The following is an 11,528-nucleotide window of genomic DNA, read 5'->3' on the forward strand; positions in this document are numbered from 1 at the left end:
CCCTTTTCCGACACGATGCGCCGTCAGCGACGGAACGTCACCCCCACGCCCATGAAGCGCGGCTTGCCGGCGATGAAGGTCGGGATGCCGAAGCTGTCGCCCGTGTTGCCCGCGTCCTTCAGGTAGCGCTCGTCGCCGAGGTTCTCGACGAAGGCCTCGACCTTCCAACGATCGTCCACGGCGCCAAAGCCGACACGCACATTCAGGAGGCCATAGGCGTCCTGGAACTCGTCCAGCTTGGTGTCGGGGAACAGACCCGCCGATTGCAGATCAGCCCGGTCGTTGTTGTCATCGAAGAACATCTTCGAGCGCCAGGTGTAGGTCGGCGAGAACGTCACCTTGCCGCCCAGCGCCTCGCGGCTGAACAGCGCGCCCATCGACACGGCATGGTCTGGCGAGAGACGGAACTGGTTGCCCTTGCGCAGACCGCTCTCGAGACGGGCGTGGTTGTAGCCGTAGGTCCCGAACAGCGTCCAGAAGTCGCCCGCCTGCAGCCGCGCTTCGCCCTCGAAGCCATAGGCTTTGGCCTTGCCGGCGTTGAGCGTCACGACCTGAGCGCCCTGACGGAAGGTGGTGGCGAAGTTGTCGTAGTCATAGCGGAACACTGCGCCCGACAGATACAGGCGACCGTCCATCAGCTTGCCCTTCGCGCCGGCCTCGTAGCTGTCGACAACCTCGGCGTCGACCGTGCTGAAGCGCGGCTGGCCCAGCGGCGCGGCGGGCGCGCTGGTCGAGATCACGTCCGGACGACGCCCGCGCGCGAAAGACGCATAGAGGCTGAGATTCTCCGACGCGGCGTAGCGGCCCACCAGCCGCCAGGTGACGCCGCTGTCAGAGATCGACTTGCTGAACGTGTCGCCATTGTTGGCGGTCGGCTGGTTGAGCAGGCCCAGCAGCGGCAAGGCCGGATTGTTCACCGCGTTCGGCTGCGCGGCCAGGAACAGGTTGGTCGGCGTCGGCGCGGCCAGCAGCACGCCCAGGATCGAGCGGCCGTTCTGGACGGTGGAGCGGTAGGCCGCCTCGCGATCTTCGCTGGTGTAGCGAACGCCGGCCGTCAACTCCAGCTTGTCCGTCAAGCGCAGCGTGCCGTCGGCATAGACGTCGTAGGTGGTGTTCTCACCGTAGTTGGCGAACTCTTCGCGATGGACCGGCTTCAGGTTCGAGGCGAGGCCCGTCGCCAGCGTGGAGGGAATGCCAAAGCCCAGTTGCAGGACCTGCGCCAGATAGGCCGGGTTGGTCAGGACGGCCTGAGGCTGGGGCGTCGGGCGGCTGATGCCCAGCGGCGAGGCGCCCGCCAGCAAGGCCAGCACAAGGCGCTCGTCCATCTGCCCCGGGATGCGCCACGAGCCGGTCTCGTGGAAATAGTTGGCGCCGACAAAGCCCGAGAAGCGGCCGCCGGCGTCATAGCGCAGACGCAGTTCCTGGCTTTGTTGGCGGCCTTGCGCGTCCTCGGCGAACGTCAGGATCGGCAGGGACGAGCCGTCCGGATCGAAGACTTCGTTCGAGTGGAAGGCGCGGGTGGCGGTGATCGACGACAGGGTCAGGCTGTCGTTGATCCGGTAATCGGCCAGCGCCGTCAGGCCGTAGACCTTGCGGTCGAGGCCCAGCGGCTTGCCGCCTTCAAAGCCCGCTCCTGGCGACAGGGTCGCAAAGCCGCCCACCGACGTGTCGCTCAGCGCCTCGCCGGTGATTGGATTGCTGGGGTTGAAGGTGTGGCTCTTGAACGATGTGCCCGTAGTGTCGTCGACTTGGTAGTTACCGATCAGGTCCAGCTTCAAAGCGCCGGGCTCGATATGATAGGCGATCCGCACGGCCTTCGTGTTGGTCGAGTCATAGGCGTCGCCGCCGGCCGCGTCCTTCACATAGCCTTCCGTCTGACGCGTCCGCGCCGCGATGCGCAGAGCCGAACCGTCGCCGAAAGCGAAGTTGACCATCGTCTCGCCGACCAGATAGCCGCGCGTGCCGCCCTCGGCCTTGAGCGCCCAGTCGAGGCTCGCGGGGTTCGCCTTGTTCTGGACGAGGTTCACCGCCCCGATCAGGGCGCCGCGACCAAACAGGGTCGACTGCGGCCCCTTGGCGACTTCCACCCGTTCCATGTCGAAGAGTTCGACGTACGAGCCGCGCGAACGCGAGATCGGCACGCCGTCCTGATAGATCGAAACGCGGGTTTCGTCGGTGGCCGAGCCTGAGTCCGAGGTGATGCCGCGCATCACGAAGCCGGAATTGTTGTTCGACTGGTTCTGAACCAGAAAGCCCGGCGTGAAGGCCGAGAGCTCGTCGAACGCCTTTACGCCGATCGCTTCCAGGAACTTGCCGGAGTAGGCCGTGACGGCGATCGGCACGTCGACCGGATCCTGCGCCCGCTTCTGGGCCGTCACCACGAGCTCTCCGAGCAGCGCGGGTTCGTTGTTGCCTGTCGGAGCGCCTTCCTGAGCGGCCGCCAGGGTCGGTGCGGCGGCGAGCAGGCTCAGAGCGCTGGCGGTCAACAGCGTGGTGGTGCGGAAGGCGCGCATGGACTATCCCCCAAAAGACACGAAACTTGAGCACGCACCTAGGCGCCCAGCATGTCGGCGGTGCGACGGGCTGATGACGGAGCGATGAAACCCCAGTGAACGGCGTGGACGACATCGAGGACGACGACCTGCTCGACGATGCCGCCGCGCCAGCCGACGGCGATGGCGAGCGCCTCAGCGCGGACCTTCCGGCGAACCTCGCCGGCCAGCGCCTGGACAAGGTGCTTGCGCCGCTGTTCCCGGACCTGTCGCGCGCCAGGCTCCAGACGCTGATCGCTGAAGGCAGGCTCACCTTCGAGGGCGAGACGATCGCCGACGCCTCGCGCAAGGCCCGGGCGGGCGTCTATAGCCTGGTCGTTCCGCCGCCCGCCCCCGCAGACCCGGAGCCCGAGGCCCTCCCGCTGTCGATCCTCTTCGAGGACGCCCATCTGATCGTGGTGGACAAGGCCGCCGGCATGGCCGCGCACCCCGCGCCCGGGACCTACAGCGGCACGCTGGTCAACGCCCTGCTGCATCACTGCGGCGACACCCTTTCGGGCGTCGGCGGGGTGGCGCGACCGGGCATCGTGCATCGGCTCGACAAGGACACTTCAGGCGTCATGGTCGCGGCCAAGAGCGACGCGGCCCATCGCGGGCTCTCCGCGCTGTTCGCCACGCATGACATTGATCGCCTCTATGTGGCCCTCACCCGCGGCGCGCCCAGCCCGCCGATCGGTACGATCCACACTCAGCTCGGCCGATCACCGGGAGACCGTAAGAAGATGGCTGTGTTGCGCTCCGGCGGTCGCGAAGCCATCACCCACTATCGGGTCGAAGCCGCCTTTGGTCCGCAGGATCGCCCCGTCGCCGCGCGCGTCGCCTGTCGGCTAGAGACCGGTCGCACCCACCAGATCCGCGTCCATATGGCCAGCAAGGGCTCGCCCTGCCTTGGCGACCCCGTCTACGGCGCCGGACAGCCCGCCGCCGCCGTCCGCGAACAGATGGAGACGGCTGGCCTCCGACGCCAGGCCCTGCATGCGGCCGTGCTCGGCTTCGTCCATCCGATCACCGGCGAGACGCTGAGATTCGAGACTTCCCTCCCCGCCGACATGGCGGCTCTGGAGGCGGCGCTCACCAAGCTCTGAGCACGACAAGGCTCAAGCTTGCGCTGACGCAACAAAAGCGCCCTAATTGCGCTGGCTTGGCGCCGCAGGGTTCGGCCTCGTCATGTGGAGCGACCCTATGCGGCCTTATCTTGCGACTCTCAGCCTTGCCGCAGCCCTGGTGAGCACGGCCCAGGCCGCGACCTTGTCGGGAGACGACGAGGTGATCGCAACGGCTCACGCCAAACCCTCGGCCAAGGCGCTCACCGCCGTCTCGGCCGACGCGCCGGCCGCTCTCCCGGCGACCGCCCCGCGGCCGCTGACGACCCAGGAACAGATCGCCGCGTTCATCGCCGCCAACGCCCAAGCCGATGACGCCCCGCGCGGCGTCTTGCCCGCCGAACGCGATGAGGACGGCAAGCGCAAGATCCATGGCTCCATGGGCGTCTCGGTCGGCACCGGCGGCTATCGCAGCGCCTACGCCTCGGCGCTGATCCCCGTCGGCGAAAGCACCACGATCGGCGTCGCGGTCTCGAAGACGGACTTTGGCAAGCACGGCGGCTGGTACGGTGACCCAACCTACGGCGCTTATGGCTATGACGGACCCGCCTTCAGCCGCGCGCGCGGTGGCGAGCGGCAATCCATCGCCCTGTCGGTGATGACCGGCGAGGCGACGGGGTCCGCCGGCGTTCCGGACGGATGCGCGCCGGGTTTCCGGAGCGGCGGACGCTATGTTGAGCCCCTGTGGGTGGAGACCATGCGCGACGGGACGCATCCCTGCCCCCAGACGGCTCCGCCTCGCTGACCGAAAGAAATCTCGCTTTTCCTGCGCTTCTGTTCGCTCATGTTTAACGGCTTGCGCGCGATGTTGCGCGCCTCGGGCGTCTGGGGCTTTTTGATGCAGCCGGAAATCATACCATACCACCACCCCGCCACCGGCGCGGTGAGCTACCTGATCGTCGACCCGGCCACCTTCCTTTGCGCCATCGTCGACCCGGTTTTGGATTTCGATCCGATCACCGAGACGATCGGCACCGGCTTTGTCGATGCGATCATCGCCGATATTCGCGCCAAGGATCTTGGCCCGACCTGGATTCTAGAAACCGGCCTGCACGCGAACCACCTGTCAGCCGCCGGCCACCTGAAGTACGAAACCGGCGCCTCGGTGTGCATCGGCGCCCGGGTCGTGGAAAGCCTCAAGCGCCTGGCGCCCAAGTTCGGCGAGACCATGGTCGACCTCGACGGTTGGGACTTTGACAAGTTGGCTCAGGACGGTGACACCTTCCCGATGGGCGGACTGGAAATCACCCCCATCGCCCTGACGGGTCGACTACCCGGCGCCGTCGCCTATAAGATGGCGGACATGGTCTTCACCGGCGATCTGGTGCTCGCCCCCGCAGAAGGCGCCGGCCGCTGCGACATTCCCGGCGGCGACGCAGGCAAGGCGTGGGACGACGCTCAGAAGATTCTGGCCCTGCCGCCGGAAACCCGTGTGTTTCCAGGCGTAGCCGCGACGACGCCCGCCCAGTCAACGGTGGCCGACCAGAAGGCGTCGAACATCCAACTCAACGACACGATCGACCGCCTCGACTTCATCGCGCTGCGCACAGCGGCCGACGCCTTCCTCCCGGATCCGGACCTGGCCGCCGCCGCATTGCGCGTCGCCATTCGTTCTGGTCGCCCGCCTTCGGAGCCCGAGTCAGGCCCTCGCTTCCCGCCAGTTGATCTCAGCCGGATCTAGCCACGGATCGTGAGCGGACCGCGTTCCCTACGCGGACGATTCACAGCTCAAGGGCTGAGGCCGAAAAAGCTACGAAAGAAAGCGCCTCGGGGGCTTGCGTCTCGAGGGCGACGCCGCTAGGTATCGCGCCCTCGACCTCGGGCAGCGAATTTGGCCTCCCGGACGGCGCCTGGAGAGGTGGCAGAGTGGTCGAATGCGCCGCACTCGAAATGCGGTTTACGTGAAAGCGTAACGTGGGTTCGAATCCCACCCTCTCCGCCAGCCCCGCCCGATCATGATCATCAGAAGCCGCATGGTTCCATGAGCCATGGCCGGACGCCTAGCGCCGCGATGGCGGACTGATTTCGTCAGAACAGCACCAAGCAAGTCACGGCGTCCCTTAGCCCCTGTCTGGCGCAAGGAAGAGGGCGCCGGTTCGCGCGAACGCCCTCAGAGGGGTTAGCGCGCGTCTCCGCGCTCGATGTCATCGACCAAGGCCGCGCTTGCGGGGTCATCAGCCAGCACCGAGCGGCGCGTCTTGGACACGCTCAGCACGGCCGCGCCGATGAGGGCGGCGCCCAGCGAACCCACCAGGACGCCGACCTTCACTTCATTCTGAAGAGCGGCGTCGCGGAACGCCAACAACCCGATGAAGAGACTCATGGTGAAGCCGATGCCGCACAGCAGGCTGACGCCGTAGAGCTGAAGCCACGAGGCCGCCACCGGCAGGCGGGCGACACCCAGCCGGATGGCGAGCCACGCCGCACCGAAGACACCAATCTGCTTGCCGAAGAACAGGCCAAGCGCCACGCCGAGCGTAACGGGTTCGATCAGAACTGACGGCGTCATGCCGGCGAACGAAACGCCCGCATTGGCGAAGCCGAAGATCGGCACGACCAGGAACGCCACCCACGGCGACAGCGCATGCTCCAGGCGGTGCAGCGGCGAGGTCACGTCGTCCGGGGCGGCCTTGGACGCCTGCAGAGGAATGGTCATGGCCAGAACCACGCCGGCGATGGTGGCATGGACGCCGGACATCAGGACCAGCCACCACAGCGCGACACCCATGACGAGATAGGGCGCAAGTCGCTTCACCTTCAGTCGATTGAAGCCGATCAGGACCAGCGTGACGATCCCCGCGCCCGCGAGGGCGGCGGTGTTGAGCTCGGCCGTGTAGAAGACGGCGATGATCAGGACCGCCACCAGGTCGTCGACAATGGCCAGCGTCGCGAGAAAGATCTTCAGGCTCGTGGGGACGCGCGAGCCCAGCAGCGAGAGAACCCCCAGGGCGAAGGCGATGTCTGTCGCCGTGGGAATCGCCCAACCCCGAAGCGTTTCGGGGCTGCCTGCATTCAGGCCCGCATAGATCAAGCCCGGCACGATCACGCCGCCGGCGGCGGCGACGCAAGGCAGCGCCCGGTTCGCCCACGTCGACAGCTGACCGTCCAGGAACTCCCGCTTGATCTCAAGGCCGACGAACAGAAAGAAGATCGCCATCAGCCCGTCATTGATCCAGTGCAGCAGATCAAGTCCGGCGAACGGGACATGCAGGGCGTGGAAATAGCCCTCCGCCAGGGGCGAGTTAGCGACGAAGAGGGCCAGGACGGCGCAAGCCATCAGAAGCAGGCCGCCGGCGGCGCCGCTCTCCAGGAGCTCTCTCAGAACAGACGGCTTACGGACGCGTTGCAGCATGGCGCAGGTCTCCACGCTGGCGGCCCGACCAACGCAAAACCTGATCGACCAACAGGATCGACCACCCACGTTCGCCTATCGCATCAAGAAAAACGACGAACAAGCCTCCGCGAGGACATTTCCCGTCGAGACCCGAGGAACTGGCCACAGCTTGGCGCTGGCCGCCGCGCTAAGTCAGCCGGCGGATCGCCTGACAAACGTCCTCGGCCTCCGGCCCCAAGACCACGTGCACGGACCGCTCGCCCACGCGAACGACGCCCCGAACGCCCACCACCCGCAAGCTTGTTTCATCAACGAGCGCCGCGTCGTGGACAACGACACGCACGCGGCTCGAACAAGCGCTGACCTCGCGCAGGTTGGCCGCGCCGCCCAACGCGCCGACCAGCGCCGAGGCCCTTTGATCATCGGCGATGGAGCGCTGACCGGTGGGTGAGGCTTCAGAGGGCGCCTGCGTATGTGCGCGCAATGCTGGCGCCCCGGTCGCAGCGCTGCTCATCGCGGCGCGGATTTCGCCGGCGACCGTATCGGCGATGGGCCCAAGCACGACCTGAAGCGCCTTGTCGGAGGGTCTGACGACACCCCGGGCGCCCAAGGCCTTCAGAATGGCCTCGTTGACCGCGCCCTGGTCCGCCACGATCAGGCGTAGCCGGGTGGTGCAGGCGTCGACGCTGACGAGATTGGCCGCGCCCCCAAGCGCCGCGACAAAGTCGGCGCCGCGTCCGCCCCCGGTGGTCACCGCCTCAACCGGCGGCGTCTCGTCAACTTCGCGACCAGGCGTCTTCAGATCGAACCGGAGAATCGCGAACCGGAAAACGCCGTAGTAGACCGCGCCATAGGCCAGCCCCACCGGGATCAGCAGCAGCGGCCGCGTGGCCTTGTTGAAATTCAACACATAGTCGAACAGGCCCGCCGAGAACCCAAAGCCCAACTTGATGTCCAGCATGTTCATCAGGGCCATCGACAGCCCGGTCAGCAGCGCGTGGATGGCGAAGAGCACCGGCGCCAAGAACATGAAGGTGAACTCGATCGGCTCGGTCACGCCTGTCAGGAACGACGTCAGGGCGAGCGATCCCAGCATGCCCGCCACCGCCTTGCGACGCTCCGGACGCGCCGCGTGCAGCATGGCCAGGCACGCCGCCGGCAGGCCGAACATCATCACCGGGAAGAATCCGCTCATGAACGCGCCGGCGGTCTTATCCCCGGCGGCGAAGCGGTTGAGGTCGCCGGTGACGCCGTTGAAGTCACCCAGGATGAACCAGACCACGTTGTTGAGGATGTGGTGCAGGCCCGTGACGATCAGCAGGCGATTGAGTAGGCCATAGATGACGAGGCCCAGATTCCCGGACGCGGTGACGAGATTGCTGAGGCCGTCGACACCCGACTCCAGCGTGCCCCAGAACGACCCGAACAGCAGAGCCAGCACGACCCCGGCCAGGCCCGCCACGATCGGCACGAACCGGCGGCCGCCGAAGAAGGCCAAGTACTCGGGCAGCTTGATGCTGCTGTAGCGGTTGTAGAGCCAGCCGCTGATCACGCCCGAGAGGATGCCTACAGGGATCGAGAGCTTGCCGATCTCCTTGGCCTTCCAGGCTGCGACCGCCAGATCCTTGGCCCCTTCGACGGCCTTGGCCGCAACCTCGGGCGGGGCGACCAGCACCGCCTCGACGCCCTTGGTGGCGATCACGTAGCAGACCACCCCGGCCAGGCCAGCCGCGCCGTGGTTTTCGCGCGCCAGCCCCACGGCCACGCCGATGGCGAAGATCAGGCCCAGGCTGCCGAAGATCGCGCCGCCAGCCGCCCCGAAGGTGTTGGCCACCGTCAGCGAAACCCCATGGGTCATCGCCGCCAGGGCGGGCGCGCCCAGCAGGTCCGGCTGGCCGATGCGCAGGAGCAGCGCCGCCACCGGCAGCACCGCGATCGGCAGCATCAGGGCGCGACCGAGCGGCTGCAGCACTTCAAGCGGAGACTTCATCGGTTCAGGCTCCGTGGGGCGCATTCAGATGGGTTTGGACAAGCGCTCTGATCGCGTCAGGCGAGGTTTGTTCCAGCGCTTGAGCCGCCAGGGCCCGGCAGGTTTCCAGCGAAAGCATCCGCACGCGGGCCTTCACCTCGGGCGCGATCGAGGCCGTGGTCGACAGTTCAGTGACCCCGAGACCCAGCAGGATCGGCGTGGCGTCGAGGTCCGAGGCGAGGCCGCCGCACACCCCCACCCAGCGCTGATGCTTGGCAGCGCCCTTGCAGGTCTGGTCAATCATGCGCAGCACCGCCGGATGCAGGGCGTCGATCCCGGCGGCCAGTTCCGGATTGCCCCGGTCCATGGCCAGCACGTACTGGGTCAGGTCGTTGGTGCCCACCGACAGGAAGTCGGCCTCGGCCGCGAGCAGGTCGGCGGTGACCGCGGCGGCCGGAGTTTCAATCATGACCCCGAGCTCCACGCGCTCAGTGATCCCCAACTCGCGCTTGGCTTCCTCCAGCACCGCGCGCACGGCGCGCAGTTCGTCCAGGCTCGCCACCATCGGAACCATGATCTTGCATTGTCCAAGCGGAACAACCCGCAGGATGGCGCGCAGCTGGGTCTTCAGAAGGTGCGGTCGCCAGAGGCTCACCCGTACCCCGCGCAGGCCCAGCGCCGGGTTCTCCTCGGCCGGGATCGGCAGATAGGGCGCGGCCTTGTCGCCGCCGACATCCAGCGTGCGGATGATCAGCGGCCGGCCGTCCAGGGCGTCGGCGATGGCCTGATACTGACGGGCCTGCTCGTCCTCGTCGGGCGGAGTTTCACGATCCAGGAACAGGAACTCCGTACGCAGCAGGCCCGAGCCCTCGGCTCCGTTGGCCACGGCGGTCTGGGCGTCGGCGACCGAACCGGTGTTGGCGAAAACCTCGATGCGCGCGCCGTCCAGCGTCACGGCTGGCTGATGCGCCGCAGCCTTAGCGGCGGCCTTGAGTTCCTGGCGCCGGGCCAGGCCCATCTGCGCCGCCTCAAGGGCCTTGGCGTCGGGCGCGACGCGCAAGGTCGCGGCGTCGGCGTCCAGGATCAGAGTCGCGCCGTCCTTGACCTTTGACAGCGCGCCGCCCAGAGCGACCAGCGCGGGTATGCCCATGGCCGCCGCCAAGATCGCCACGTGCGAGGTCGGACCGCCGCGCGCGGTGGCGAAGCCGGCGACAGCGGCAGGATCGACGTCCATCAACTGAGAGGGCAACAACTCGTCGGCCAGCAGGATCGAGCCCGGCGCCAGCGTGGCGTCCGCTTCCTCCTCGCCGCTGAGGGCGCGCAGGACCTGCCGTTCCAAGTCGATCAGGTCATCAACGCGTTCGGCCATGCGACGATCACCCAAGGCTCGAAGCGCCTCGACATATCCGCCTACGGATTGGCGCCAGGCGAAGCCGGCGCTCCTGCCTTCGGCGATCAGCCGCCGCGCACCGGCGGTCAGTTCCGGATCGTCGAGGAACGCGTGGTGCGCCGCCAGGATCGCCTTGCGAGCCTTGTCGCCGGTCTCGGCGGCCTTGCCGATCCGTGTCCGGACCTTTTGGAGCGCCGCCGCCAGCGCCGCCTCTTCCTGCGCCCGCCCCTCGCCAGCCTCGCGCACCACGATCTCAGCGGCCGCCAGACGCACCGCCTTGCCGATCGCCAGGCCCGGCGCGGCGAGCACGCCCTTGAGCACGCCGTCGCGCGGCAAGTCGGCGGGCGTGGACGGTTCGACCTGCGGGGGCGCGGACGCCGCCGGCGCTTTGGCGATCAGCGGCGCGCCCTCGCCCATCCCGCTTTCGATCAACTCGGCCAGCGCCGCAACCGCCGCCGAAGCATCTGGGCCGGAGGCCTGTAGTTGGACCACATCGCCATGACGGACGGCCAGCGACATCAATCCCACCGGGCTCCTGGCGTTGGCGCGTCGCGCGCCGATCACCAGCGCCGTCTCGGCGTCAAAGGTCTTGGCCGCCTCGGCGATCCGCGCGGCCGGGCGGGCGTGGATTCCATGGGCCAAAGGCACGACGATCTCACGCAGGGCCTCTTCGCCAGCCCCCGCCGCAGCCACCACCGCGTCGCCGACCGGCGCGAGCTCCATCAGGAACGCTCCGGCCGCGACCTCGCGGTCCTGGTCGCGACGCACGATCTGAAACGCCTCCAGATTGGTGATCACCACCGGGGTGATCAGGCTGCGGGCGCGTTGGGCCAGGAGGTCGAGATCGAAGCTGATCAACCGGTCGCCCGCCTTCACCGACTGGCCGTCCTGGACAAAGACCTCGAAGCCCTCGCCGTTCAGGGCGACGGTCTCCAGGCCGATATGCATCAGGATCTCAGCGCCGTTCGCCGCCCGCAGCGTCACGGCGTGACAAGCGCGGTGCACATTCACGACGGTCGCGTCGCACGGCGCATGCAGTGTCGAATCCAGCGGATCAATCGCCAGTCCGTCGCCTAACATCCGCTCGGCGAATACGGCGTCCGGCGTTTCTTCAAGCGGCGCGATCCATCCCCTCAGGGGGGCGGTGAGGACGAGGTTGGACACGATCTACGCTTCCTCG

General features: G+C 67.6%; 7 protein-coding genes and 1 tRNA gene. 4 read left to right on the top strand and 4 right to left on the bottom strand.

Annotation, left to right across the window (positions count from 1 at the left end):
• Positions 1–23: 23 nt before the first annotated feature.
• Positions 24–2,513, bottom strand: coding sequence for a TonB-dependent receptor (locus J2X45_RS13650; RefSeq protein WP_310215619.1), 2,490 nt, complete (start codon positions 2,511–2,513; stop codon positions 24–26).
• A gap of 95 nt (positions 2,514–2,608) precedes the next feature.
• Here J2X45_RS13650 and J2X45_RS13655 point away from each other — a divergent pair, with 95 nt between their 5' ends.
• The 4 genes from J2X45_RS13655 to J2X45_RS13670 all read left to right on the top strand — a co-directional run bounded on the left by J2X45_RS13655 (position 2,609) and on the right by J2X45_RS13670 (position 5,597).
• Positions 2,609–3,637 (top strand): RluA family pseudouridine synthase, encoded by a 1,029-nt coding sequence (locus J2X45_RS13655; protein WP_310215620.1) that lies wholly within the window; start codon positions 2,609–2,611, stop codon positions 3,635–3,637.
• Positions 3,638–3,734: 97 nt separating this feature from the next.
• Positions 3,735–4,400 carry a hypothetical protein gene (locus J2X45_RS13660; protein WP_310215621.1) on the top strand — a complete coding sequence of 222 codons (666 nt, stop codon included), beginning with the start codon at positions 3,735–3,737 and terminating at the stop codon, positions 4,398–4,400.
• Between the two features lie 90 nt (positions 4,401–4,490).
• Positions 4,491–5,336, top strand: a complete 846-nt coding sequence (locus tag J2X45_RS13665) for an MBL fold metallo-hydrolase (RefSeq protein ID WP_310216050.1) — start codon at positions 4,491–4,493, stop codon at positions 5,334–5,336.
• Between the two features lie 171 nt (positions 5,337–5,507).
• Positions 5,508–5,597: transfer RNA gene (locus J2X45_RS13670), tRNA-Ser, on the top strand.
• 177 nt (positions 5,598–5,774) lie between these two features.
• On the opposite strand, the gene nhaA is transcribed toward J2X45_RS13670, so the two are convergent.
• The 3 genes from nhaA to ptsP form a co-directional block, all read right to left on the bottom strand.
• The gene (gene nhaA, locus J2X45_RS13675) at positions 5,775–7,007 is read right to left on the bottom strand and encodes a Na+/H+ antiporter NhaA (protein ID WP_310215622.1); all 1,233 of its coding nucleotides are present in this window, start codon (positions 7,005–7,007) and stop codon (positions 5,775–5,777) included.
• A 169-nt stretch (positions 7,008–7,176) separates the two neighbouring features.
• Positions 7,177–8,979, bottom strand: coding sequence for an N-acetylglucosamine-specific PTS transporter subunit IIBC (gene nagE, locus J2X45_RS13680; RefSeq protein WP_310215623.1), 1,803 nt, complete (start codon positions 8,977–8,979; stop codon positions 7,177–7,179).
• Positions 8,980–8,983: 4 nt separating this feature from the next.
• A complete protein-coding gene (gene ptsP / locus J2X45_RS13685; protein ID WP_310216052.1) occupies positions 8,984–11,515 on the bottom strand; it encodes a phosphoenolpyruvate--protein phosphotransferase in 2,532 nt (843 codons plus the stop codon).
• Positions 11,516–11,528: the final 13 nt, after the last annotated feature.

It is taken from the genome of Caulobacter sp. BE264, assembly GCF_031457805.1.
GTDB lineage: Bacteria > Pseudomonadota > Alphaproteobacteria > Caulobacterales > Caulobacteraceae > Caulobacter.